The sequence below is a fragment of the Brevundimonas sp. GW821-FHT12C05 genome (assembly GCF_058807475.1).
In genome coordinates, this window is the sequence record NZ_JBXAQS010000001.1 from 1,405,157 (window position 1) to 1,428,867 (window position 23,711).

Here is a 23,711-nt window from a genome sequence, read left to right on the forward strand (position 1 = left end):
CGCCCTGCTAAGCTGGCGCATGAACCGTCTCGCAGCCTGCCTCGCCGCCGCCGTCCTGCTGACCGGCGCCCTGCCCGCCTCGGCCCAACAGCCGACGCCCGAGACCAACCCCGCCGGGGTGCTGTTCTGGGCGCCCGCGGACCGCGAGCGGGCCTTCCGCGCCATGGACACCATCATGCCGCATGCGCCCGTCCGGCGCGGCGACACGCCCGTGCGCGCCCTACCCCCGGGAACGCCGATCACGCTCGACCCGACGGCCTACATGGAGGCCGAGAAGGTCGCCGGGGTGCTGGTCATCCAGGATGGCCGCATCCGGCTGGAGCAGTACGGCCTCGGCATCGGACCGGAGAACCACTGGGTCTCCTTCTCCATGACCAAGAGCCTGACCTCGACCCTGGTCGGGACGGCGCTGAAGAGCGGCGCCATCGGCTCGCTGGAGGATCCCGTCACCCGCTACCTGCCGGGTCTGGCGGGCGGCGGCTACGACGGCGTGACCGTGCGACAGCTGCTGACCATGACTTCGGGCGTGGCCTGGGACGAGGACTATTCCGACCCGAACTCCGACGTCGCCCGCTTCCTTCAGGAGCCGGCGTTCGACGGTCGCGATCCGGTCGTCACCTACATGGCCCGCCTGCCCCGCGCCCACGCGCCGGGCACGCATTGGAACTACTCCACCGGCGAGACCAATCTGATCGGAACCCTGGTCGCCGCCGCCGAGCGCCGACCACTGGCTGAACTCCTCTCCGAGCGGATCTGGTCGCGCGCGGGCATGGAGGCGGACGCCTTCTGGGCGCTGGACCAGGGCGGGCGCGAGATGGGCGGCTGCTGCGTCTCGGCCACCCTGCGCGACTGGGGCCGCATCGGCCTGATGGCGATGGACGGCGGCGTGCTGGGCGGCGAACGCATCGTTCCCGACGACTGGTTCGCCCAGGCCGTGGTCAAGCAGGCCGAGACCGGCGATCCCGGCGAAGGCTACGGCTTCCAGTGGTGGACCCAGGACGACGGGATCTTCGCCGCCTACGGCATCTTCGGCCAGACCATCCGCGTCGATCCCGAGCGCCGTCTGGTCATCGTCCTGCTGTCGGCCTGGCCGCAGGCCACGGGCCGGGCCCACAGCGCCGCCCGCCGCGCCTTCATCCGCCAGGTGGTCGAGGCGGTCGACGCCGCCCCGCAGAATTAGGCTGGCTGGAAGATCAGCGACACGCCGTTGTTGCAGTAGCGCTTGCCGGTCGGCGCCGGGCCGTCGTCGAACACATGGCCCTGATGCCCCAGGCAGCGGGCGCAGTGGTATTCGGTGCGCGGGATGCCCAGGGCGAAGTCGCGCTTGATCCCCACATTGGCGGCCATCACCCGGGTGAAGCTGGGCCAGCCGGTGCCGCTGTCGAACTTCCATTCCGAGCGGAACAGCGGCAGTTCGCAGCCCCGGCAGACGAAAGTCCCGCGCCGGTGCTCCTCGTTCAGCGGACTGGTCCCCGGCCGTTCGGTGCCCTCATGGCGCAGCACCTGATAGCTCAGCGCCGGCAACCGCGCCCGCCACTGGGCGTCGGTGATCCGCCGGAAGGGCGAGTTGGCGTACTGGGCCTCCGACGCATCGGCGACTTCCGGCGCGCACGCGCTCAGCGCCGCCGCGCCGGCGGTCAGGAACAGGGCTCTGCGGGTCTGGGTCATATCTGAGATACGTCGGGTATCCCGACGGAGATGCAACCCCTCCGCCGTCGTCAGCTCAGGCCGGCGGCCTCGTCCAGCCCCAGCATCAGGTTCAGGTTCTGCACCGCCGCGCCGGACGCCCCCTTGCCGAGATTGTCCAGCAGGGCCACCAGCCGCGCCTGCTCCCCGCCCCGATCCCCGAACACATGCAGGCGCATGCGGTTGGTGCCGTTCAGGCCCTCGGGGTCGATCCCGGTCATGGCCTCGGTCTCTTCCAGCGAAGCGACCTCGACGAAGCGCTGCCCCGCATAGGCTTCCACCAGCGCCCCGTGCACCACCTCGACCGAGGGCGAGCCCGGCAGGGCCGACAGGTGCAGCGGAACCTCGACCAGCATCCCCTGCCGGTACGACCCGACGGCGGGCGCGAACAGCACCTTGCGCTCCAGCCCGGTGTGTTTGGTCATCTCCGGCACATGCTTGTGCTTCAGCGTCAGGCCGTAGGCGCGGTAGGCCTCGGCCCCGCCGCCTTCGAACTCGGCGATCATGGCCTTGCCGCCGCCGGAATAGCCGCTGACCGCATTGACCGTCACCGGCCAGCCCGCCGGCACGATCCCCGCCGACACCAGCGGGCGCACCAGGCCGATCAGGCCGGTCGGATAGCAGCCCGGGTTCGACACCCGCGTCGAGGCGGCGATGGCCTCGCGCTGGCCCGGCGCCATTTCGGCGAAGCCGTAGGTCCAGTCGGGATCGACCCGGTAGGCGGTCGAGGCGTCGATGACCCGCACCTTGGGGTTCTCGATCATCGACACCGCTTCGATGGCGGCGTCGTCCGGCAGGCACAGGATCACCGCGTCGGCGCCGTTCAGCGCCTCGCGCCGCGCCTCGACGTCCCGGCGGCGGTCGCCCAGCAGGATCAGCTCCAGGTCCGGACGCGCCTCCAGCCGCTCGCGGATCTCCAGACCCGTGGTGCCGGCTTCGCCGTCGATGAAGATGGTGTGGGTCATAGGCGCGAGATAACTCTCTCAATCTGACTATAGGCAGCCGGCGAGTGGCGATCGGCCACATGCACCATCAATCCCAACATGGCGAGTGCGATCAGCATTGCCAGAAGCAGCACTCCCGCCAGAAGGGGGACTTGTTTCAACCCCTTGCCCCTCGCCTGCATCGTAAGTCGCTTCAAATCGAAAGCGATCTCATCGGTAGCGGTGAATTCGCTTGCTTGTTCCTCAACCGACATGGCGCTCCTCGTCGATGACCTGTCGCCATCGTTGAGCGATAGTTCCGACGGCAACGCGGTCCGGTAAGGGTGCACCAGTGCACCCTTGACCTCCCAGAACTCGCGCTGCTTCGGGGCGCGATCCATCGCTCGACCAGCGATCATTGACCGTCGTGTGCGTGGTTCGTTTTGAGATTTTTTAGGCACGGGGCACATCTCCGCATTAGCGAATCAGATGTGCAATCCCTTCGGGTATTGGGGGTGAAAACCCGATTGTCCGTCAAGGGGCGCATGCCTCATTAGCGATGCAAATCGATTTGGGCCCGCTGATTCCGAGGTGCTCTCACGAAGCAACATGAGACGGCATGGGACGACGAGAGACCGCATTGGTCAAAGTCTCACGGCTCCGCTCCCCAGATTCACGTTCTCGTGAATCGACGTTCCAAAGAAAAAGGGCGCTCCGGTTTCCCGAAGCGCCCTGATCCAGACCGTAATGAAACGGCTTAGCGCTTCGAGAACTGGAACGAACGGCGAGCCTTGGCGCGGCCGTACTTCTTACGCTCGACGACGCGGCTGTCGCGGGTCAGGAAGCCGTGCGGCTTCAGAACCTTGCGCAGTTCCGGCTCGTAGTGCGTCAGGGCGTGCGACAGGCCGTGGCGGATGGCGCCGGCCTGGCCCGACAGGCCCGAACCTTCAACGGTGCAGACCACGTCGAACTGGGTTTCACGCTCGGTGACGACCAGCGGCTGGGCGATCATCATGCGCAGCACGGGACGAGCGAAGTACTGCTCCTGGTCCTTGCCGTTGATGGTGAACTTGCCGGTGCCGGGCTTCACCCAGACGCGGGCGATCGCGTTCTTGCGCTTGCCGGTCGAGTAGGCGCGGCCCTGGGCGTCCAGCTTCTGGACGTAGACGGGGTGCTCTTCGCCCACGCCCGGAGTGCCGAGGCCCTTCAGGGCGTCGAAGCCGGTGGCGGTGTCGTTGGTGACGTCGGTCATGCTCAGACGCTCCGGGTGTTCTTGGGAGAGGCCGACGCGAAGTCGATCGTCTCGGGCGACTGGGCTTCGTGGCTGTGCGCGGCGCCGGCGAACAGACGCAGGTGCGTCATCTGCTTGCGGGCCAGCGGGCTTTCCTTCGGCAGCATGCGCTCGACGGCCTTCTCGAGCACGCGCTCGGGGAAGCGGCCGCCCAGAACCTTCTCCGGGGTCGTCGACTTGACGCCGCCCGGGTGACCGGTGTGGCGGTAGTAGATCTTGTCGGTGTTCTTCTTGCCGGTGAAGACGACCTTGTCGACGTTGGTCACGATGACATAGTCGCCGCAATCGACGTGCGGGGTGTAGTCGCCGCGGTGCTTGCCGCGCAGACGGTTGGCGATGAAGGTCGCGAGACGGCCCACCACGACGCCTTCAGCGTCGATGTGGATCCATTTCTTCGTGACCTCGGCCGGCTTCAGCGAAGCCGTAGTGCTCTTCAGCATAACGAGGAGTCCTTGGGAGACGGGCGAAACGGGTGTTCTCCGGCGGGACCGGTGAACGGAAGGCGCGCTGATAGAGGAAGCCCGGGTCGCGGTCAATGCCGGTTTACGCACCCAGATTGCCCTACCGTGTTGTAAAATAATGGAAAAACTTAAACGGTATTAAAATACCGCACAGATGCGCGACTTTCACCGCCGTTTATCGCCCCGGCGAACGCCGGGACGATCCGCCGCGCTCGCTGTCACAGAACCCTGACCGACGCCCGGCATAAGCGCGGCAGTTCCAGCCACCGGAGTGCCGGCCCCATGCGTATCGACCGTCGCGGCGTCCTGACCACGGGCGCCGCCGCCCTCGCCTTCACCGGCCTGGCCCGTCAGGCCTCGGCCCAGGCGGCGGCCGCCGAGACCTATGTCAACGAGGTCCAGGGCTATGGTCCGCTGCGGCCCGATCCGAACGGCCTGTTCGACCTGCCCGAGGGTTTTTCCTACACCGTCGTCTCCCAGGGCGGCGAGACCATGGACGACGGCCTGCTGGTGCCCGGCCAGTTCGACGGCATGGGTTGTTTCGCCCTCGGCGGCACGCAGGTGGCGCTGGTCCGCAACCACGAGCTCAAGGGCTCGTCGCGGTCGCACCGCAACTGGGGCCCCGGCGGCTATCGGCAGGAGCGGCTGGGCCGGGTCGACGCCTCCAAGGCCTATGACACCTACAAGAACGGCCAGGTCCTGCCCGGCGGCACCACCACGGTCGTCTATGACCTCAAGACCGGCGAGACCGTGCGTCAGTTCATGAGCCTGGCCGGCACCTCGACCAACTGCTGCGGCGGCATGACCCCCTGGGGCAGCTGGCTGACCTGCGAGGAGACCGAGGAGAAGCCGTCCAACGCCGACGTCATGAAGGAGCACGGCTACATCTTCGAGGTGCCCGCCGACGCCGAAGGCCTGGTCCAGGCCGTGCCGCTGAAGGCCATGGGCCGCTTCGACCACGAGGCGGTCTGCGTCGATCCGCGCACCGGCATCCTCTACCAGACCGAGGATCAGGGCGACGGCCTCTTCTACCGCTTCATCCCGACCACGCCGGGCAAGCTGGTCGACGGCGGGCGCCTGCAGGCCATGGTCGTGCGCGGTGCGCCGGGCGCCGACACCGCCAACCACGACGGCGCGCGCTTCTGGAGCGTCGGCGACTGGAAAGAGGTCGACTGGATCGATCTGGACGATGTCGAAAGCCCCAACGACGACCTGCGCAAGCGCGGCCACGCCGCCGGCGCGGCGCTGGTGGCGCGCGGCGAAGGCATCCACTGGGGCGACAATGAGCTGTACCTGACCGCCACCTCGGGCGGTCCGATCGAGCGCGGCCAGATCCTGCGCTACGTCCCCTCGCCCGCCGAGGGGCAGGCCGGCGAACGCGCCCGTCCCGGCCGCATCCAGCTGTTCGTCGAGAGCCTGGACGAGAAGGCCATGAACATGGCCGACAACCTGACGGTCGCGCCCTGGGGCCATCTGATCGTGTGCGAGGACAACTATTCCCCGGCGATCCGCAACCACCTCAAGGGCGTGACGCCGGACGGCAAGCTCTACACGCTGGGCCGCAACGTCTTCCAGGGCAACTCAGAGCTCTGCGGCTGCGTCTTCTCGCCGGACGGCGAGGTGTTGTTCGTCAACATCCAGTACCCGGGCGTGACCCTGGCGATCACGGGACCCTGGGACACGGTGCGGGGCTGACGACCTAGAACAGCCCGCGCGACCGCGGCCCCGACACGAACAGGCGCGGCTGCGACCGGCGGACCAGCCACAGGTTCACGGTCGCCGTCGCCAGCACCAGCGCCGCCCCCGCCTGATGCAGGGCGCCGAGCCACAGGGGCACGGCGTTCATCAGGGTGACCACGCCCAACAGGGCCTGCAGCCACAGGGCGGCGGCCACCGCGAAGGCGCCCACGCCCAGCCCCTCGGCCAGCCGCCAGCGCCACGCCTGCACCGCATAGATCGTGCCGCCGATCAGCAGGCCGTAGGCCCAGATGCGGTGATTGAACTGAACCAGCGCCTGGTCGTGCAGGAAGGCCAACGCGCCCTTGCCCCATTCGACCGGCGGGAAGACCGCGCCGTTCATCAGCGGCCAGTCGGTGTAGACGAAGCCCGCCTTGGCCCCGGCCACCAGCCCGCCCAGCAGGCACTGGATGAAGACCGCGCCCAGCAGGATGGCGGCGCCGCGGCTCCAGCCTCCGGGAGAGCGCGAGCGCTCCTCGCCGTTCCAGGCCTCCAGCCCGGTCCAGATCAGGCCCATGAAGATGATGAGCGCGAGACCCAGGTGGGTCGCCAGACGCTCGGGGGCCACGTCGACCCGCTCGCTCAGACCGCTGGTCACCATCCACCAGCCGATCAGCCCCTGCAGCCCGCCCAGCCCCAGCAGGACCACGCAGCGGGCGATCAGCCGGCGCTGCACCTTGCGCATCAGCAGCAGGACCGCGAACGGCAGGGCGAAGGCCACGCCGATCAGACGGCCCAGCAGGCGGTGGAACCATTCCCAGAAGAAGATGCCCTGGAACTCGGCCAGGCTCATGCCGGCGTTGATCTGCTGGTATTGCGGGATGGCCTTGTACTTCTCGAAGGCGTCCATCCAGTCGGCGTGGTTCATCGGCGGCATCGCGCCCATGATCGGCTTCCACTCGGTGATCGACAGGCCCGAGCCGGTCAGGCGGGTCACGCCGCCCACCACGACCATGGCGAAGACCAACGCCGCCACCGCCCACAGCCAGATCGCCACCGACCGGCTTTGATCGCCACCGCCCAAACGCTTCATTCGACGCCTGCCGTTCCGCCCGTTACACTGCCGCTCGCGCGCAACTCGCCGCGCCCGGACCTGTGCGGTATGCCCGCGCATGAGGGCGAGATCGAGTCGCTTTTCGGCGCCCTGTCGCCGCATGCTGGAGAGGCCGTTTGCAGTACGCCGACATCGTCACCGCCGTTCTCGGCGCCTTCGTGCTGGCCTGGCTGGCCGACCTGCTCACCGGCCGCCGCGGTCTGTTCGCGACCGGACTGGTCTCGGGCGTCGGCGCGATCGCGGGCGCCTTCCTGGCCGTCCGCGTCTTCGCCGTCTCGACCATGGATCAGTGGGGTTGGGTCCTGTGGTCGATGATCGCCTCGGCCGTCGCCCTGGCCGCCTTCTTCCTGTTCCGCAGCAAGCGCTGATGGGCGGCCGAACCCGGCGCTTCATCGCCATGATCGGCCTGCTGGCCTTTCTCGTGGTCTGGATCTGGGGCGTCATCGCCCTGCGCGGCCTGTTCGGGCCGAACATGCTGCTGGACCTGCTGTTCTTCGCCGTCGGCGGCATCGGCTGGGGCGTGCCGCTCTATCCGCTGTTCAAATGGGCCGAGAGCGGCAAGGACTGAGCACGGCGCTGAATTGCAAAGGGGCCGTCCGAAGACGACCCCTTCAACCAACCGATTTTCTTTCGAAAATGGTCGGAGCGACAGGATTCGAACCTGCGACCCCTTGACCCCCAGTCAAGTGCGCTACCAGGCTGCGCCACGCTCCGAGAGGCGCTCCCTATAGACGGGGTCGCGCCGCGCGCAAACCCAAAAAAGAGGTCTTCAGGCCGATCGCGACAGGGTGGCTTCCAGCCGGGCCCGCGCGCCCTCCAGTTCGGCCAGAACCTGACGCAGCCGGACCGAGGATACGGCGGCGGGCGCCGGAGCGGGCGCGGGCTCCGGCGTCGCGCCCTCGGGCTCGAACGCCACCAGGCCTTCGGGGTCGCCCCAGGCGGCGATGCGCTTGAGGCCCTGCTCGCGGAACAGGCGCTGAACGCCCTTGATGGTCAGGCCCTCGTCGTGCAGCAGCCGCTTGACCGCCTTCAGCAGCACGATGTCCTGCGGCCGGTAGAACCGGCGGCCGCCCGCGCGCTTCAGCGGCGCGACGAAGGTGAATTTGGTCTCCCAGAAACGCAGGACGTGCTGGGGCGCGCCGACCTCGTCGGCGGCCTCCGAGATCGTCCGAAACGCTTGAGGGCTCTTGGCCATGGATCAGATCAGGCGGTCACGACGGCGTCGTGCACCCGGCCCTTCATGATCTGCGAGGCGCGGAAGCTGATGACCCGGCGCGGGTTGATCGCGGCCGGTTCGCCGGTCTTGGGATTGCGGCCCATGCGGGCGCGCTTCTCGCGGACCTGGAAGACGCCGAAGCCCGACAGCTTGACGGTCTCGCCGCGCTCCAGCGACTCGACGATCAGTTCGAGGGTGCGCTCGACCATTTGGGAGCACTCCTGCCGCGAGAGGCCCACTTCCTCGTGGACAGCTTCGCAAAGATCGGCCCGCGTCAGGGTCTGCGTCACCGGTCACTCCCCTCAATCGTCAGTGGGACCCATAAAAGGGCAAGCGCCCTGAAATGAAAAGGCGAAATCGCTCTACAGACGAATCGCGCAGGCGCCCCAGGTCAGCCCCCCGCCCATGGCCTCCATGACCACCAGATCGCCGCGCTTGATGCGCCCGTCCTTGATGGCGGCGTCCAGCGCCAGGGGGATGGATGCGGCCGAGGTGTTGGCGTGGGTGGCGACGGTCGAGATGACCTTCTCCTCGTCCAGTCCCAACCGGTCGCCGACGCCGCGGATGATGCGCTGGTTGGCCTGATGGGGCACGAACCAGTCGACCTCGGGCACCTCGATGCCTGAGGCTTCGCAGGCGGCGGTGATAGCCTCGGCGATATTGATCACCGCATGGCGGAAGACCTGGTTGCCGGCCATGCGCAGATGGCCGACCGAGCCGGTCGTGGCCGGGCCGCCGTCGACATAGAGCAGGTCGGTCTTTGAGCCGTCGCAGCGCAGGGCGAAGCCCAGCAGGCCCTGATCGGCCTTGGTCCCCTGCCCTTCGCGCGGCTCGACCACCACGGCGCCGGCGCCGTCGCCGAACAGCACGCAGGTGGACCGGTCATTCCAGTCCAGCAGCCGGGTCATCTCCTCGGCGCCGATCACCAGGGCGCATTTCGCCAGGCCACGCGCCACGAAGCCGTCGGCGACGCTGAGCGCATAGACGAAGCCCGAGCAGACGGCCTGGACGTCGAAGGCGATGCCCACCGGCGCGCCCAGCTTGCGCTGCACGATCGAGGCCGTGGCCGGGAAGGTCATGTCCGGGGTGGTCGTCGCCACCACGATCAGGTCCACGTCCGCCGCCGTCCTGCCCGCGTCGATCAGGGCGCGCCGGGCGGCCTCGACCGCCAGATCGCTGGTCGGTTCGTCATCGCGCGCCTTGTGACGCTGCTTGATGCCGGTCCGCTCCTGGATCCACTCGTCCGAGGTGTCGACGATGGCGGCCAGATCGGCGTTGGTGACGATCTGTTCCGGAAGATACGAACCGACGCCGGTCACGGCGCTTCGCATGACGCTCACTTGGTAGTCTCCATGGCCGCATCCGAAGGCTGCGCGGGCGGCTGTTCCAGCACGGCGGTCAGCTTCTGCAGGCTGGCCCCGACCTTGGTCATATAATCACTGCGCGCCAGATCGACAGCGATGCGGATCGCGGCGCCGAAACCGCCCGCGGTCGCGCCGCCGTGGCTCTTCACCACAATGCCGTTTAGGCCCAGCAGCGGGCCGCCGTTGATGGCGTTGGGATCGATCTTGGCGCTCATCTTCTTCAACGCCGGATAGGCCAGCGCCGCCCCTGCCTTGGCCATCAGGCTGGAGGTCAGGGCCTCGCGGGTCAGGGCGCCGATGAATTTGGCCACGCCCTCGGCGGTCTTCAGGGCGATGTTGCCGGTGAAGCCGTCGGTGACGACCACGTCCACCGTGCCCTTGGCGATATCGTCGCCCTCGACGAAGCCGTGATAGGCCAGACCGAAGCCGCCCTCGCGCAGCAGGCGCGCGGCCTCGCGCACCTCCTCGTGGCCCTTCATGTCCTCGGACCCGACGTTCAGGATGCCGACCGTGGGGCTGGTCACCCCGTGCACGGCGGTCATGAAGGCCTCGCCCATGATGGCGAACTCGACCAGCTGGGCCGCGTCGCTCTCGACGTTGGCGCCCACGTCCAGCACGGCGGTGACGCCCCGGAAGGTCGGCCAGCTGGCGACGATGGCGGGACGTTCAAGGCCCGGCGCGGACATGCGCAGGATCAGCTTGGAGATGGCCATGAGGGCGCCGGTGTTGCCGGCCGAGACGATCGCGGCGGCCTCTCCGGTCTTCACCGCCTCGATGGCGTTCCACAGGCTGGAGCCCTTGCCGCGGCGCATGGCCGTGGCGGGCTTCTCGTCCATGGCGACGACCTTGTCGGTGTGGCGCACGTCACAGACGTCGTCGCCCAGGCCGCAGCGGACCATTTCGGCGCGGATCGCGGCCTCGTCCCCGTTCAGGAGGAAGCGCACGCCCTCGCCGCCGTGCCGCGTGCGGTAGTCGCATATGCCGCCGACCACGACCGGCGGGCCGTGATCCCCGCCCATGGCGTCAAGCGAGATCAGAATGGGGGATGGCAAGCCGGTTCGACTCCGTCGCGCCGACGTAAACGGCGCTGGTCAGGCGGCGACGATAACGCCGCACAAGGGGGATGCAACCAGGTGGACCCGGCGTCAACCTTCGTCGGAGGGCCGAAGTTGCTTCAGGACCGCGAAAGGCGAGATTTCCGTGGGTTCCGGCGGCTGGACGAACTCCGCGCCGGGCTTGCGGGGGAACGGGTCCAGATGCAGGGCCAGTTGCTCCACGACGTACTGGCCCAGATCGATCTGGCCGTCCTCGACCACGTCGGGCGATTCGTCTTCCAGCGTGATGATGATCTCGTCGGACTCCTCGTCCACCGGCTCGGCCAGCTGGACCGAGAAGGCCTCGTCGATCTTCAGCGGCAGCGGCTCCAGGGTGATGCCGCAGGTCTGGGCCAGATCGGCGCGGACGCGGCCGGACAGGGTCCAGCCCGAGGCGGTCGGGACCAGGTTCACCTCGGCCTCGACCGCATCCAGCGACGCCAGGTCCAGGGCCCGGGCGATTCGGGCGCGAGCGGCGGCGTCGGGCGTCAGGGTGCGTTTCACGCCGGACCCGATCTGATGCAGACGGACGGGCTCGCTATAGGGCAGTTGGGGGGCGGTCATGCCTTCACCTCCGCCCACGCGGGGGCTTTCAGAACGTCGTTGAATGGCTGGGCCGCCAGCTGGGTGCGGCTGGACAGGGCATAGGCCGCCAGGAGCGCTCCGTCCGCGGGCGTCTCGCTCTCCAGCACATTGCGCGCCAGGCTGGTCGCCAGGGTCTCGGCGTCGCCGTCCCGCAGGGGCGTCTCATAGGCGGTCATGCGGCCGTAGAGCGACTCGCCCAGCTTTCTCATCTTCTTGCCGACCGAGATGTCGCCGACGCCCAGCTCCCGCAGGGTGTGATCCAGAGCCGACACATAGGTGTCGAACAGCTGCTGGCCGGCGTCGCCGCCGCGCTCGGTCCCCTCGTCCTTCAGCCGCATGGTCAGCAGCAGGACGTGCAGGGTGTACAGTTCGAACCGCGCGTCGATGCGGTCCGCGACGCCCAGCGCGGTGTAGAAGCGCGGGTCGCGGGCCTGACGGACGGCGATTTCATAAAGCCCGTCGCCGAAACGTTCGCGGCGGAAGGTTCGCAAGAGATTCTGAAGCATGTTTCACGGCCCCTTTTCCGCCGCGCCGTTGAACTAAGGCTCGGGTCCGGTTAGGTCAAAGACCTTGTTCTGTCGCAGGCGCCGCAAATGCTCCGTACGAAACTCCTGATCGCCGTCCTGTCGGCCGCTGCGCTGACCAGCGCCTGCGCCCCCGTCGTGGGCCAGAACGGCTTCCAGGCCATCGACGCCAAGCCCACCGACATCGTCGCCGGCACCGACACGCGCCAGACGGTGCTGACCAAGCTGGGCTCGCCGTCGACGACCTCGGCCTTCGAGAGCGACACGATCTGGTACTACATCAGCCAGGTCACCGAGAAATACACCTACAACCGCCCGCAGGTGACCCAGCGCAGCGTGACCGAGATCACCTTCAACGAAGGCGGCCAGGTCGCCGGCGTGCGCACCCTGGGCCTGGACGACGGCGAGCGCATCTCGATGAACAGTCGCGAGACCCCGACCCGCGGTCGCCAACTGACCATCCTGGAACAGCTGCTGGGCAACGTCGCCCGCGGCCAGCTGCCCCGCACCGAGGAAGACCAGCCCGGCCAGCGCCGTCCGGACTAGGGTCGGACCTCTACCGGATATCGAAACGCCCCGGAGATCGCTCTCCGGGGCGTTTCTCATTGTGACGCCAGGATCGTGGTTGCCGACGGCAAAGGGTCGACGCCGTCGCCGACGCCAACCCCAGGCCGATCAGCCGATCTTGCCGCTTGCCAGCACCGCCAGCAGAAGCAGGGCGACGATGTTGGTGATCTTGATCATCGGGTTCACCGCCGGACCGGAGGTGTCCTTGTAGGGATCGCCCACCGTGTCGCCGGTGACGGCGGCCTTGTGAGCCTCCGACCCCTTGCCGTGGACGACGCCGTTCTTGTCGGTGAAGCCCTCTTCAATGACCTTCTTGGCGTTGTCCCACGCGCCGCCGCCCGAGGTCATCGAGATGGCCACAAACAGGCCGGTCACGATCACGCCCATCAGCATGGCGCCCAGGGCGGCGAAGGCGTTGGCCTTCTCCGGCTGGATGAACAACACCACGGTGAACAGCACGATCGGCGACAGCACCGGCAGCAGCGACGGCACGATCATCTCCTTGATCGCCGCGCTGGTCAGGATGTCGACGGCCTTGCCGTACTCCGGCTTCACCTCGCCGGTCATGATGCCCGGGTTCTCGCGGAACTGACGGCGCACCTCGGCCACAACCGATTCGGCCGCGCGGCCCACGGCGGTCATCGACATGCCGCCGAACAGGAAGGGCAGCAGCCCCCCGAACAGCAGGCCGACCACGACGTAGGGGTTGGTCAGGTCGAAGGCGACCGTTCCGAGGCCTTCGAAGAAGCTGCCCGGCAGGGCGGTCTCGGCGAAGTATTTCAGGTCCTCGGTATAGGCGGCGAACAGCACCAGGGCGCCCAGGCCGGCCGAACCGATGGCGTAGCCCTTGGTCACGGCCTTGGTGGTGTTGCCCACCGCGTCCAGGGCGTCGGTCGAGTGACGTACTTCCGGCGGAAGACCCGCCATCTCGGCGATGCCGCCGGCGTTGTCGGTGACCGGACCGAAGGCGTCCAGCGCCACGATCATCCCCGCCACGCCCAGCATGGTCGTGGTGGCGATGGCGATGCCGAACAGGCCCGCCAGCTGGAAGCTGACCACGATGCCGACGATGATCGCCAGCGCCGGAAGCGCCGTCGATTCCAGCGACACGGCCAGGCCCTGGATCACGTTGGTGCCATGGCCCGAGACCGAGGCGTTGGCCACCGAGCGCACCGGGCGGAAGTTCGAGCCGGTGTAGTATTCGGTGATGACCACGATGGCCGCGGTGACGACCAGGCCGACGAGGCCCGACCAGAACAGCTGCATCGAGGTGATGACCAGCCCGCCGGAGGTGGTGACCGTGGCCGGGGCGACGGTGTCGATGATCCACCAAACCGCGCCCGCCGACAGGATGCCGGTGACGATCAGGCCCTGATAAAGGGCGCCCATGATGTTCTGGCTCTTGCCCAGACGGACGAAGAAGCTGCCGATGATCGAGGTGACGATGCAGATGGCGCAGATGGCCAGCGGCAGCAGCATCATCGCCCCGACGTAGTCCGTGCCGCGGAAGAAGATGGCGGCCAGCACCATCGTCGCCACGGTGGAGACGGCGTAGGTCTCGAACAGGTCGGCGGCCATGCCGGCGCAGTCGCCGACGTTGTCGCCCACGTTGTCCGCGATGGTGGCGGCGTTGCGGGGGTCATCCTCGGGGATGCCGGCCTCGACCTTGCCCACCATGTCGCCGCCGACGTCGGCGCCCTTGGTGAAGATCCCGCCGCCCAAACGGGCGAAGATCGAGATCAGCGAGGCGCCGAAGCCCAGCGCGACCAGGCCGTCGATGACCTCGCGGCTGGTGCTCTCCAGCCCCAGGCCCGCGGTCATGAAGGCGTAGTAGCCCGCCACGCCCAGCAGGGCGCCGCCAGCCACGAACATGCCGGTGATCGCGCCCGAGCGGAACGCGAGGTCCAGCCCCTTGGACAGGCTCTCGGAGGCCGCCTGCGCGGTGCGGACGTTGGCCCGGACCGAGATCAGCATGCCGGCGAACCCGGCTGCGCCCGAAAGCACGGCGCCGATCAGGAAGCCGAGGGCGGCCCATTGGCCGATCAGCAGCCAGGCGGCGATGAGGATGACCACGCCGACCATGCCGATAGTCATGTACTGGCGGCGCAGATAGGCGGAGGCCCCCTCCTGGATGGCGGCCGCGATCTCGCGCATGCGGTCGTTGCCGGTGGGAGCTTTCATCAAGGCGGCCGTCTGGATCGCTCCGTAGAGAATCCCCAGGCCGCCTGCGGCTATGACAAGCCACAGATAGTTAGACATGGCGTTTCCAAACCCTGTGTGTAGGGCGCCCGGACCCTTGGCGCGGCGGGCGTTTTCGCCTCTCTCCGCCTTCCGGTCCCCCCGTGCGCAACGGTCGCGTCAAGGGCGACCCCTGGGGAAGTCCGAAGAGCCTGCCAAATGCGTCGGTGTGACGCAACAGGGTAGGGTGAACGGCGTTCAGCCTGCCCGCAGGCCGGCGCGCCAGCGCGGGGCCTGGCTGATGATCTCGACGCGCGAGATCGAGCCCCGGCCGACGATGGCGGCGGCCGAGCGCATCAGGCTGGCCGACATGGCGTCGGTGTCGATGCGGGTCCAGTCGTTGGGCACGATGAAGGGCGTGCGATGCCCGGCGCGGACCAGGGCGTCGCGCAGATAGGCTTCCTTGCCGCGCATCGATTCCACGGTGGCCGAACCGCCGAGGTGAAGGCGCATGGAGACGAAGACGTAGTTGCGCAGCCGGCCCTCGGCGATGACCGGCAGGCCGACGCCCGAGATGTTGACCGTCGCGCCGCTGGACGAGCGGGGCGCGTCGCCGGCGGCGGCCGTCGAGGCGACAGCCGCGGCGGGCAGGACGGCGGCGGCAGAGAGGAGGTCACGACGGCGCATGGGCACACCCTGCCCCAGACGCCTTGAGATTTCGTTGTCAGCCGTGGGTGAAGCCCGTCGCCGCGATCTGGACCGGCTTGCCGGCGAAGCGGGCGGTGACGCCCTTCCCTTCGACCACCCGGCCCAGACAGGTCAGCCAGATGTGGCGGCGCTCGGCCTCGCGGCGCAGGGCGGGCTCGTCCTTGGCGGCGGCGGTGAAGGCGATCTCATAGTCGTCGCCGCCGGTGGCCAGGGTCTCCAGCGCCGCCTGCTCGTCCACCCGTCCGGCGAACCAGGCCTGTCCGGCGGGCGACAAGGGCGTGACCTCCAGATCAATGTCCAGGCCGACGCGGCTGGCCCCGGCGATGTGGCCCAGGTCGGCGATCAGACCGTCAGAGACGTCCACCGAGGCCGTGGCCATGTCGCGGACGGCGTCGGCGAAGATCAGGCGGGGCACCGGGCGGCGGTAGTGCTCCACAAGGGCGGCGATGCGCTCGGGCGCCAGGCCCAGCTTCTCGCGCGCCGCCTGCAGGCCCAGCCAGCCGTCGCCGATGAAGCCGGTGACGAAGACCAGATCTCCCGGGCGGGCGCCGGCGCGGCTGACCGTCTTCCCCTTGGGCGACCAGCCCATCAGGGTGGCCGAGAAGGTCGCGGGACCGGGCGTGACCACCGTATCGCCGCCCAGCAGGGCGACGCCGAAGGCCTTCTGATCGGCGGCCAGCCCCTTGGCGAAGGCCTGCCGCTCGGGCCAGCCGCAGCGCTCGGACCAGCCGCAGGACAGCAGGTAGCCGAAGGGCTCGGCGCCCTTGGCGGCGAGGTCGGACAGGTTCACCCGCAGCAGCTTCTGCGCCACCGTGTCGAGCGGATCGGTGGGCAGGAAGTGGACGCCCTCGACGATGGTGTCCTTGGTCAGGACAAGGTCGAAGCCGGGCCGGGACGGAACCACGGCGACGTCGTCCAGCAGGCCCCTGCCCCATTCGGGATGGGCCAGCGGCGCGAACAGCCGCCGGATCGTCTCGAACTCACCGGCGACGTCGATTGCCGGCATGGGATCAGCCGCGCACGTCCCGGGCGACGCCGTCCAGCGCCGCGTTGACGAACTTGGCCTCGGCGTCGTCGAAGAAGGCTTTGGCCAGTTCGACGTACTCGTCGATGACGATCTCCTTGGGCACGTCGCGGCTTTCGCGCAGCTCCCAGGCGCCGGCGCGCAGCAGGGCGCGCAGGGTCGAGTCCAGACGCTCCAGGCGCCAGTTGGACGCCAGGCGGGCCTTCACCGACTCGTCGATGGCGCGCTGGTGGCCGACGACGCCGCGCACGATGGCGGCGAAATAGGCCTCATCGGCCTCGGCGAGGGGTTCGCCCTCGATGTCGGCGTCGAAGCGGTGGTTCGAGAACTCGGTGATGACGGTGTCCACCCCCTCCCCGGCCAGCTCCATCTGGTAGAGCGCCTGGACGGCGGCGAGGCGGGCGACGGTGCGGGCCCGGCGCTGACGCGAGGTCAGGGCCGGTTCGGCGCGGGACTTCTCGGCCTCGGCGAGTTGCTCGAGGACGGACTTGAGGCTGTTGGGTTCGGTCACGCGCCCAGTCCTACGCGCAGCCGCTTGCGCAAGGCAATGAGGTCGAGCGCGGCGCGCGCGGCGCCGCCGCCCTTGTCGCCCTCGCTGCGGCGGGCGCGGGCCCAAGCCTGGTCCTCGTCCTCGGTCGTCAGGATGCCGTTGCCGATCACCACGCCGGTCAGACCCAGTTGGGTGATGCCGGCGGCCGACTGATCCGAGACGATCTCGAAATGGTAGGTCTCGCCGCGGATCACCGTGCCCAGGGCGACGAAGCCGTCGTAGCGCGGCGCGGTCGGATAACGCCCGGCCTCGACGGCCAGGGCGATCGCGGTCGGCACTTCCAGCGCGCCCGGAACGGAGATCACGTCGAACTGGACCCCCTGTTCGCGCAGGGCGTCCTTCGCCCCGTCCAGCAGGGCGTCGGCCAGGTCGTCATAGAAGCGCGCCTCGACGATGAGGACGCGGATGGGATCGCTTACGATTGGTCTTCTCCGTCCATGTCGCGCCAGCCGACGATACGCAGGCCGTAGCCTTCCAGCGCGGTGGGATTGGGGCGCGTCGAGCTCATCACGATCATGTCGCGCACGCCCAGGTCCAGCAGGATCTGCGCGCCGACGCCGTAGTTGCGAAGCGAGCGGTCGACCGCCTTGGGCTTTTCGACGCCGGCGAGGCGTTCAGCCAGGCCGTGCAGGTCGGGGTCGCGCAGGAAGACGGTGACGCCGGCGCCGTCATGGTCGCTGATCGCCTTGAGCGCCTGCGGAATGTAGCACTGGCGGGCCTCGACGTGGCCCAGCAGGTCGGCGGCGAAATCGACCTGGTGCATGCGCACGAGGGTCGGCTTACCCGGCTCGATCCGGCCGTGGACCAGGGCGACGTGCTCGTTGCCCTCGATGGTGTTCTTGTAGAGCATCAGCCGGAACGGGCCGCCGTGGACGCTCTCGAACGGCGTGTCCATGATCCGCTCGACGAAGCGCTCGGTGCGGCGGCGGTAGGCGATCAGGTCGGCGATGGTGCCGATCTTGAGCCCGTGCAGCTGGGCGAAGGCGATCAGGTCCGGCATCCGGGCCATCTCGCCGTCGTCCTTAATGATCTCGCAGATGACGCCCGACGGGTTCAGGCCGGCCATGCGGCTGATGTCGACGGCCGCCTCGGTGTGGCCAGCGCGGACCAGGACGCCGCCGTCGCGAGCGACCAGCGGGAAGATGTGGCCCGGCGAGACGATGTCGTCCACGCCCTTGGACGGGTCAGTCGCCACATGGATGGTGCGCGAGCGGTCGGCGGCGGAGATGCCCGTGGTGACCCCGTCCTTGGCCTCGATCGAGACGGTGAAGGCCGTGGTCATGCTCTCGCGGTTGTCGGCGGCCATCGGCGGCAGGCGCAACTGGCGGGCGCGGTCGGCGGTCATGGCCAGGCAGACCAGGCCGCGGGCCTGTTTGATCATGAAGTTGATCTGGTCCGGCGTGGCGAACTGGGCCGGAATGATGATGTCGCCCTCGTTCTCGCGATCCTCGGCGTCGACGAGGATGTAGGGCCGCCCGTTGCGGGCGTCCTCGAGGATGTCCTCGATCGGGCTGATAGGGCTGTCGTTCATGTTCGCGGCCAGTTGCATCACGCCGTCTCCTGCCACCGCGCGAGGTATCGCGCCAGCATGTCGATCTCGAGATTCACGTCGTCGCCGATTTTCAGTTGGCCGAGCGTCGTCACGTCCCAGGTGTGGGGTATAAGATTAAGTACGAAAACGCGCCCCTCGACCGCGTTCACGGTCAGGGAGACGCCGTCGACGGTGATCGAGCCCTTGGAGGCGATGAAGCGGTGCAGCGGCGCCGGAGCCTCGATCTCGATGCGGTGCGAGCCGCCGTCCGGCGTGATCGAGACGACCGTGCCCAGTCCGTCGACGTGGCCCGAGACGACATGGCCGCCCATCTCGTCGCCCAGTTTCGCCGCGCGCTCCAGATTGACCCGGTGGCCCTCGGTCCAGTCGCCCAGATTGGTCTTGGACAGGGTCTCGCCCGAGACCTCGACCGCGAACCAGCCGGGGCCCTTTTCGGTCACCGTCAGGCAGCAGCCCGCGTGGCTGATCGAGGCGCCCAGGTCGATGCCGGCGGTGTCCCAGACAGTCTCGATCTCGTAGCGGCGGTCGCGGGCGGTCTGCTCGACCTTACGGACGCGGCCGATGTCGGTAACGATTCCGGTGAACATTCAGGCGGCCTTGGGCGACAAAAACAGGGTGCGAACAGTGCGGATCGGACCTGAAAAAACGCCGTCCGATGCGTCCGAAGCGTCCGAATGGACCGGCGCGAGCTCAGCGAAGGACGTCATAGCGTTCCCACAGGTCGTCGCCGACGGGTTCGACGGACAGTCGCCGGAACTTGGGGGCGTCGGCCAGCTTTGCAAGCGCCAGGGCCGCGACGCAGGGCCGTCCGTCGCCGCCCAGCAGGACGGGCGCGCGGAACCACTCGATGCGGTCGACCAGTCCGGCGCGCAGGAAGGCGGCCGCGACCTGCCCGCCGCCCTCGATCAGGACCGAGGCCGCGCCCTTGCGGCGAACGGCGGCCAGGACGGCGGCGGGGGCCGGACGGCCGTCCAGGGTCTCGACCTGTTCGACCGCGGCGGAACCGATGGCGGAGGGTTCGGACGCCGTCAGGATCAGGGTGTCCCCGCCCTCGGCGACCTTCGCGGTCGCGGGCGTGCGCAGGCGGCTGTCGAGGACCACGCGCAGGGGCTGGTCCACCGGGCGGCCCGGCAGGCGGGCCGTCAGCTCGGGGTCGTCGGCCAGGACGGTCTCGACCCCGACGAGGATGGCGTCATGGGCGGCGCGCAGGCGGTGGCCCTGCAGCCGCGCGGCCTCGCCGGTGATCCATTTGGACTCGCCGGACGCCGTCGCGATCCGCCCGTCGAGGGAGGTCGCCAGCTTCAGGGTGACCGTCATCTTCGTGGACGCGGGGCGCATCAGCGCGAGCCGGACTCGTCGTCCAGACCCTCGTCGCCGAGGAAGCGGGCGAAATCGCCGGTGTGGCGGAAGTCCTTGTAGACCGAGGCGTAGCGGACGTAGGCGACCTCATCGACGCCCTTGAGCGCCTTCATGATGAAGTCCCCGACGGTCGAGGACGGGATCTCGGTCTCGCCCAGGCTTTCCAGCTGTCGGGTGATGCGGCTGACCAGCTGCTCGATCTGTTCCGGCTGGACCGGACGCTTGCGCAGGGCGATGCCCAGCGAGCGTTCCAGCTTGTCGCGGTCGAAGGGCGTGCGGCGGCCGTTGCGCTTGAGGATCATCAGTTCGCGCAGCTGGACCCGCTCGAAGGTGGTGAAGCGCCCGTTGCACTGCGGGCAGGACCGCCGGCGGCGGATGGCCGCGCCGTCATCCGACGGGCGGCTGTCCTTCACCTGGGTGTCCGGGTTTCCGCAGAAGGGGCACTTCATCGCGCGCTTATCCGTAGATCGGGAAGCGGTGCGTGAGCTCGCGCACCTGGGCGGCGACGGCCGCGACCACGGCCGGATCGGCCTCGTCCCCGCCGTTCATCGAGGAGACGACGTCGGCGATCCAGTGGCCGATCTGCTGGAACTCGGCCTCGCCGAAGCCGCGCGTGGTGCCCGCCGGGGTGCCCAGGCGGACGCCCGAGGTGACGGTGAAGGGCGCGGTGTCGAACGGCACGCCGTTCTTGTTGCAGGTCATCAGCGCCATCTCGAGCTGGTGCTCGGTGGCCTTGCCGGTGACGCCCTTGGGTCGCAGGTCAACCAGCGCCAGGTGGCTGTCGGTGCCGCCCGAGACGATGGCCAGGCCGCGGTCGATCAGCACGGCCGACAGGGCCTGGGCGTTCTTCACGACCTGCTGGGCGTAGAGCTTGAACTCGGGCTTCAGCGCCTCGCCGAAGGCCACGGCCTTGGCGGCGATGACGTGCTCCAGCGGGCCGCCCTGCAGGCCGGGGAAGACCGCCGAGTTGATCTTCTTGCCCAGCTCGATGTCATTGGACAGGATCATGCCGCCGCGCGGACCGCGCAGGGTCTTGTGCGTGGTGGTGGTGACCACGTGGGCGTGCGGGATCGGGTCCGGATAGACGCCGCCGGCGATCAGGCCCGCATAGTGGGCCATGTCGACCATCAGATAGGCGCCGACCGAATCCGCGATCTCGCGGAAGCGCTTGAAGTCGATGTGGCGGCTGTAGGCCGAGGCGCCGGCGAGGATCAGCTTGGGCTTCTCCTTCTGGGCCATTTCGGCGACGTGGTCATAGTCGATCAGGTGATCGTCCTCGTTGACCTTGTAGGTCACCGGGCGGAACCACTTGCCCGACTGGTTGGCGGGCGAGCCGTGGGTCAGGTGGCCGCCGCAGGCCAGGTCCATGCCCAGGAAGGTGTCGCCCGGCTGCAGCAGGGTGAAGAAGACCGCCTGGTTGGCCTGGGCGCCCGAGTGCGGCTGGACGTTGGCGAAGGCGGCGCCGAACAGCGCCTTGGCGCGCTCGCGGGCCAGGTTCTCGGTGATGTCGACGAACTCGCAGCCGCCATAGTAGCGGCGGCCCGGATAGCCCTCGGCGTATTTATTGGTCAGGACCGAGCCCTGCGCCTCGAGCACCGCCTGGGAGACGATGTTCTCGGACGCGATGAGCTCGATCTGCTCCTGCTGACGGCCCAGCTCGCCCCGGATGCCCTTGAAGATATCCGGATCGGCGTCCGCGAGGGACTTCGAGAAATAGTCAGCGTGGGTGAAGGCGGTCACTCGCGTCCCCGAATACTAGAGTGGTGGTCTGGATGCCGACCTATCTAGGCCCCGGCGCCGCCGACCACAACATCTAGTGTCCCGCTTCGGGAACAGGCGCCGCGAACGCCTACCAGCTGTTGCGGCCGTCGACCTTGATGATCGCCAGCGTGGACAGGTCCAGGTCGTCGACCATGCGCAGGTTGATCGCCGCGTTCTGACGCTCGGGAACGCCCTGCGTCATCCCCGGCTTCAACGTGCCGTCGTTGTTGTACATGGACGCCCAGTCGGGGCTGAAGCCGTGGGTGTTGCCGCCGCACTGGCCGCAGAAGTGGTGATGGTTCATGCCGCTGGGCGCGTAGTCGCGGGCGGGCTCCCCGGCGGCCGTGATCCGCAGGTCCTCGGGCGCGTAGTAGCCCCAGACCGCCCCCGTGCGGTGGCAGTAGGTGCAGTTGCATTCCTTGACCTCGGCCGGAAGGCCCGGGACTTCGATCTTGATAGCGCCGCAGTGGCAGGATGCGGTCAGGGTCATGGCAAGCTCCTCCTCGGTTTCGACGTTGTTGTAACGCAGTCGAATGTCAGGAAGTGGCAGCAGTCTGTCAGGAGGGATCGATCCGGTGGCGAGCGGGATCAGCCCTGGGCCAGCGCCCGCTTCAGCTTGGCGAGCGCCACGCGTTTCAGCCCCTCCGGCTCATGCACCGGACCCATGGCCGAGACCTCGCGGCCGGTGGCGACGTGGATGGCCGAGCATTTCAGATAGGCGCCGTTGCGGGTCAGTTCGAAGATGACCTCGCCGGGGTCGTCGGAAGTCATGTCACCTCCCTCCCCGGGTCAGAAAGGTCAGGCCACAGCGGGCAGGCGCACCACGTTGCAGTGGGTCCACAGGGCGTCCATCGCCTTGACCAGATCGTCCATCATCGCGTCGGTGTGGTTCGGCGACGGGGTGAAGCGCAGGCGCTCGGTGCCCTTGGGGACGGTCGGATAGTTGATCGGCTGGACGTAGACCCCGTACTGCTCCAGCAGCATGTCCGAGATCATCTTGGTGTGGACCGGATCGCCGACAAAGACCGGGACGATGTGGCTGACGCTCTCCATCACCGGGATGCCGGCGGCCTTGAGCCGGGCCTTCAGGGTCGCTGCGCGCTCCTGATGGGCGTCGCGCAGTTCCGGATGGGCCTTGAGGTGGCGGACCGAGGCGAGCGCGCCGGCGGTCAGGGCGGGCGGCAGGCTGGTGGTGAAGATGAAGCCCGAGGCCCAGCTGCGGACCGCGTCCACGATCACGGCGTCGGCGGCGATGTAGCCGCCCATGACGCCGATGGCCTTGCCCAGGGTGCATTCGACGATGTCGATGCCGTCCAGCACGCCGTCCCGCTCGGCCACGCCCGCGCCGGTCGCGCCGTACAGGCCGACCGCGTGGACTTCGTCGAGGTAGGTCAGGGCGTTGTACTTCTTCGCCAGGGCGATGGTGCCGGCCAGGTCGGCGATGTCGCCGTCCATCGAATAGACGCTCTCGAAGGCGATCAGCTTGGGCGCATGCGCCGGAGCGGCGGCCAGCAGGGCCTCCAGATGCTCCAGGTCGTTGTGGGCGAAGATGTGCCGCTCGCCGCCGCCGTTGCGGATGCCCGCGATCATCGAGGCGTGGTTCAGCGAATCGGAGAAGGTGATCAGACCCGGCAGGATGCGCTGGAGCGTGGTCAGGGTCGCCTCGTTGGCGACGTAGCCCGAGGTGAAGAGAAGCGCCGCTTCCTTCTGGTGCCAGCTGGCCAGCTCGGCCTCCAGATCCACCGCCGAACGGGTGGTGCCGGAGATGTTGCGGGTGCCGCCGGCGCCGGCGCCGACCTGGTCGATCTCGGCCTGCATGGCTTTGAGGACGACCGGATGCTGGCCCATGCCGAGGTAGTCGTTCGAGCACCAGACGACGACGTCCTGCTCGGACCCGTCCGCGCGGCGACGCTTGGCCAGGGGGAACTGACCGCGCACGCGCTTCAGGTCGGCGAAGACGCGGTAGCGCCCCTCGCTCTTCACCTGCTCAACAGCGGTCTGGAATGCGGCCTTGTAGTCGAACAACCCTGTCACTCGCGTGGTCTCTTCGGATCGGGCGGTTTTTGCGCCTCGAGTC

Annotated in this window: 30 protein-coding genes and 1 tRNA gene; 5 read left to right on the plus strand and 26 right to left on the minus strand. The window is 68.5% G+C overall.

The window, feature by feature from the left end; genetic code table 11:
- Positions 1–19: 19 nt before the first annotated feature.
- Positions 20–1,180, plus strand: coding sequence for a serine hydrolase domain-containing protein (locus tag AC1RRF_RS06655; RefSeq protein WP_492833658.1), 1,161 nt, complete (start codon positions 20–22; stop codon positions 1,178–1,180).
- Here AC1RRF_RS06655 and msrB read toward each other — a convergent pair.
- From msrB to rplM, 5 genes are all read right to left on the minus strand, one after another.
- The gene (msrB, locus tag AC1RRF_RS06660) at positions 1,177–1,668 is read right to left on the minus strand and encodes a peptide-methionine (R)-S-oxide reductase MsrB (protein WP_492833659.1); all 492 of its coding nucleotides are present in this window, start codon (positions 1,666–1,668) and stop codon (positions 1,177–1,179) included. The two genes, AC1RRF_RS06655 and msrB, sit on opposite strands and share 4 nt — an antisense overlap.
- Before the next feature lie 50 nt (positions 1,669–1,718).
- On the minus strand, positions 1,719–2,651 hold the full coding sequence (argC, locus tag AC1RRF_RS06665; RefSeq protein ID WP_492833660.1) for an N-acetyl-gamma-glutamyl-phosphate reductase: 933 nt from the start codon (positions 2,649–2,651) through the stop codon (positions 1,719–1,721).
- Positions 2,648–3,010, minus strand: a complete 363-nt coding sequence (locus tag AC1RRF_RS06670) for a hypothetical protein (protein ID WP_492833661.1) — start codon at positions 3,008–3,010, stop codon at positions 2,648–2,650. The genes argC and AC1RRF_RS06670 overlap by 4 nt, the downstream gene beginning before the upstream one ends.
- A gap of 356 nt (positions 3,011–3,366) precedes the next feature.
- Entirely contained in the window at positions 3,367–3,861 is a 495-nt protein-coding gene (rpsI, locus tag AC1RRF_RS06675; RefSeq protein WP_291840627.1) for a 30S ribosomal protein S9, read from the minus strand.
- A 2-nt stretch (positions 3,862–3,863) separates the two neighbouring features.
- Entirely contained in the window at positions 3,864–4,340 is a 477-nt protein-coding gene (gene rplM / locus AC1RRF_RS06680) for a 50S ribosomal protein L13 (RefSeq protein ID WP_291840623.1), read from the minus strand.
- Between the two features lie 303 nt (positions 4,341–4,643).
- Here rplM and AC1RRF_RS06685 point away from each other — a divergent pair, with 303 nt between their 5' ends.
- Positions 4,644–6,056 carry an alkaline phosphatase PhoX gene (locus AC1RRF_RS06685; RefSeq protein ID WP_492833662.1) on the plus strand — a complete coding sequence of 471 codons (1,413 nt, stop codon included), beginning with the start codon at positions 4,644–4,646 and terminating at the stop codon, positions 6,054–6,056.
- Between the two features lie 4 nt (positions 6,057–6,060).
- Here the strand turns inward: AC1RRF_RS06685 and AC1RRF_RS06690 are convergent, their stop codons facing one another.
- Positions 6,061–7,131, minus strand: a complete 1,071-nt coding sequence (locus AC1RRF_RS06690) for a COX15/CtaA family protein (RefSeq protein ID WP_492833663.1) — start codon at positions 7,129–7,131, stop codon at positions 6,061–6,063.
- Positions 7,132–7,268: 137 nt separating this feature from the next.
- Between AC1RRF_RS06690 and AC1RRF_RS06695 the strand changes: the two genes are divergently transcribed.
- The gene (locus AC1RRF_RS06695) at positions 7,269–7,520 is read left to right on the plus strand and encodes a transglycosylase (protein ID WP_291837753.1); all 252 of its coding nucleotides are present in this window, start codon (positions 7,269–7,271) and stop codon (positions 7,518–7,520) included.
- Entirely contained in the window at positions 7,520–7,720 is a 201-nt protein-coding gene (locus AC1RRF_RS06700) for a DUF2842 domain-containing protein (protein WP_492833664.1), read from the plus strand. Before AC1RRF_RS06695 ends, AC1RRF_RS06700 begins: the two co-directional genes overlap by 1 nt.
- Positions 7,721–7,789: 69 nt before the next feature.
- On the opposite strand, the gene AC1RRF_RS06705 is transcribed toward AC1RRF_RS06700, so the two are convergent.
- From AC1RRF_RS06705 to AC1RRF_RS06735, 7 genes are all read right to left on the minus strand, one after another.
- Positions 7,790–7,866 (minus strand) — tRNA-Pro (locus AC1RRF_RS06705).
- 55 nt (positions 7,867–7,921) lie between these two features.
- Positions 7,922–8,347 carry a MerR family transcriptional regulator gene (locus tag AC1RRF_RS06710; protein WP_492833665.1) on the minus strand — a complete coding sequence of 142 codons (426 nt, stop codon included), beginning with the start codon at positions 8,345–8,347 and terminating at the stop codon, positions 7,922–7,924.
- Between the two features lie 8 nt (positions 8,348–8,355).
- A complete protein-coding gene (locus AC1RRF_RS06715; RefSeq protein WP_291837746.1) occupies positions 8,356–8,658 on the minus strand; it encodes an integration host factor subunit alpha in 303 nt (100 codons plus the stop codon).
- 72 nt (positions 8,659–8,730) lie between these two features.
- Positions 8,731–9,708, minus strand: a complete 978-nt coding sequence (locus tag AC1RRF_RS06720) for a beta-ketoacyl-ACP synthase III (protein WP_492833666.1) — start codon at positions 9,706–9,708, stop codon at positions 8,731–8,733.
- Positions 9,705–10,784: a phosphate acyltransferase PlsX gene (plsX, locus tag AC1RRF_RS06725; RefSeq protein ID WP_492833667.1), complete on the minus strand. Its 1,080-nt coding sequence runs from the start codon at positions 10,782–10,784 to the stop codon at positions 9,705–9,707. Before plsX ends, AC1RRF_RS06720 begins: the two co-directional genes overlap by 4 nt.
- 93 nt (positions 10,785–10,877) lie before the next feature.
- Positions 10,878–11,390 (minus strand): YceD family protein, encoded by a 513-nt coding sequence (locus AC1RRF_RS06730; RefSeq protein WP_492833668.1) that lies wholly within the window; start codon positions 11,388–11,390, stop codon positions 10,878–10,880.
- A complete protein-coding gene (locus AC1RRF_RS06735; RefSeq protein WP_492833669.1) occupies positions 11,387–11,917 on the minus strand; it encodes a ubiquinol-cytochrome C chaperone family protein in 531 nt (176 codons plus the stop codon). The genes AC1RRF_RS06730 and AC1RRF_RS06735 overlap by 4 nt, the downstream gene beginning before the upstream one ends.
- A gap of 87 nt (positions 11,918–12,004) precedes the next feature.
- Between AC1RRF_RS06735 and AC1RRF_RS06740 the strand changes: the two genes are divergently transcribed.
- Positions 12,005–12,481, plus strand: a complete 477-nt coding sequence (locus tag AC1RRF_RS06740; RefSeq protein WP_492833670.1) for an outer membrane protein assembly factor BamE — start codon at positions 12,005–12,007, stop codon at positions 12,479–12,481.
- Between the two features lie 129 nt (positions 12,482–12,610).
- Here AC1RRF_RS06740 and AC1RRF_RS06745 read toward each other — a convergent pair whose 3' ends face one another.
- The 13 genes from AC1RRF_RS06745 to hemA all read right to left on the minus strand — a co-directional run bounded on the left by AC1RRF_RS06745 (position 12,611) and on the right by hemA (position 23,659).
- Positions 12,611–14,761 (minus strand): sodium-translocating pyrophosphatase, encoded by a 2,151-nt coding sequence (locus tag AC1RRF_RS06745; RefSeq protein WP_492833671.1) that lies wholly within the window; start codon positions 14,759–14,761, stop codon positions 12,611–12,613.
- Between the two features lie 177 nt (positions 14,762–14,938).
- A complete protein-coding gene (locus AC1RRF_RS06750; protein ID WP_492833672.1) occupies positions 14,939–15,367 on the minus strand; it encodes a hypothetical protein in 429 nt (142 codons plus the stop codon).
- A gap of 37 nt (positions 15,368–15,404) precedes the next feature.
- On the minus strand, positions 15,405–16,394 hold the full coding sequence (thiL, locus tag AC1RRF_RS06755; protein WP_492833673.1) for a thiamine-phosphate kinase: 990 nt from the start codon (positions 16,392–16,394) through the stop codon (positions 15,405–15,407).
- 4 nt (positions 16,395–16,398) lie between these two features.
- A complete protein-coding gene (gene nusB / locus AC1RRF_RS06760; protein ID WP_492833674.1) occupies positions 16,399–16,923 on the minus strand; it encodes a transcription antitermination factor NusB in 525 nt (174 codons plus the stop codon).
- Positions 16,920–17,384: a 6,7-dimethyl-8-ribityllumazine synthase gene (gene ribH, locus AC1RRF_RS06765; protein WP_492834145.1), complete on the minus strand. Its 465-nt coding sequence runs from the start codon at positions 17,382–17,384 to the stop codon at positions 16,920–16,922. Before ribH ends, nusB begins: the two co-directional genes overlap by 4 nt.
- Complete coding sequence (gene ribB, locus AC1RRF_RS06770; RefSeq protein WP_492833675.1) at positions 17,378–18,511, minus strand: 3,4-dihydroxy-2-butanone-4-phosphate synthase; 1,134 nt, start codon at positions 18,509–18,511, stop codon at positions 17,378–17,380. Before ribB ends, ribH begins: the two co-directional genes overlap by 7 nt.
- Positions 18,511–19,101, minus strand: coding sequence for a riboflavin synthase (locus AC1RRF_RS06775; RefSeq protein WP_492833676.1), 591 nt, complete (start codon positions 19,099–19,101; stop codon positions 18,511–18,513). The genes ribB and AC1RRF_RS06775 overlap by 1 nt, the downstream gene beginning before the upstream one ends.
- 103 nt (positions 19,102–19,204) lie before the next feature.
- Positions 19,205–19,852 carry a RibD family protein gene (locus tag AC1RRF_RS06780; protein ID WP_492833677.1) on the minus strand — a complete coding sequence of 216 codons (648 nt, stop codon included), beginning with the start codon at positions 19,850–19,852 and terminating at the stop codon, positions 19,205–19,207.
- Positions 19,852–20,322: a transcriptional regulator NrdR gene (nrdR, locus tag AC1RRF_RS06785; protein WP_291835677.1), complete on the minus strand. Its 471-nt coding sequence runs from the start codon at positions 20,320–20,322 to the stop codon at positions 19,852–19,854. Before nrdR ends, AC1RRF_RS06780 begins: the two co-directional genes overlap by 1 nt.
- A 7-nt stretch (positions 20,323–20,329) precedes the next feature.
- Positions 20,330–21,613, minus strand: coding sequence for a serine hydroxymethyltransferase (glyA, locus tag AC1RRF_RS06790; RefSeq protein ID WP_492833678.1), 1,284 nt, complete (start codon positions 21,611–21,613; stop codon positions 20,330–20,332).
- Positions 21,614–21,722: 109 nt separating this feature from the next.
- Positions 21,723–22,124 (minus strand): GFA family protein, encoded by a 402-nt coding sequence (locus tag AC1RRF_RS06795; protein WP_492833679.1) that lies wholly within the window; start codon positions 22,122–22,124, stop codon positions 21,723–21,725.
- A gap of 98 nt (positions 22,125–22,222) precedes the next feature.
- A complete protein-coding gene (locus AC1RRF_RS06800; RefSeq protein ID WP_291835669.1) occupies positions 22,223–22,405 on the minus strand; it encodes a DUF6898 family protein in 183 nt (60 codons plus the stop codon).
- Between the two features lie 27 nt (positions 22,406–22,432).
- On the minus strand, positions 22,433–23,659 hold the full coding sequence (gene hemA / locus AC1RRF_RS06805) for a 5-aminolevulinate synthase (RefSeq protein ID WP_492834146.1): 1,227 nt from the start codon (positions 23,657–23,659) through the stop codon (positions 22,433–22,435).
- Positions 23,660–23,711 lie beyond the last annotated feature (52 nt).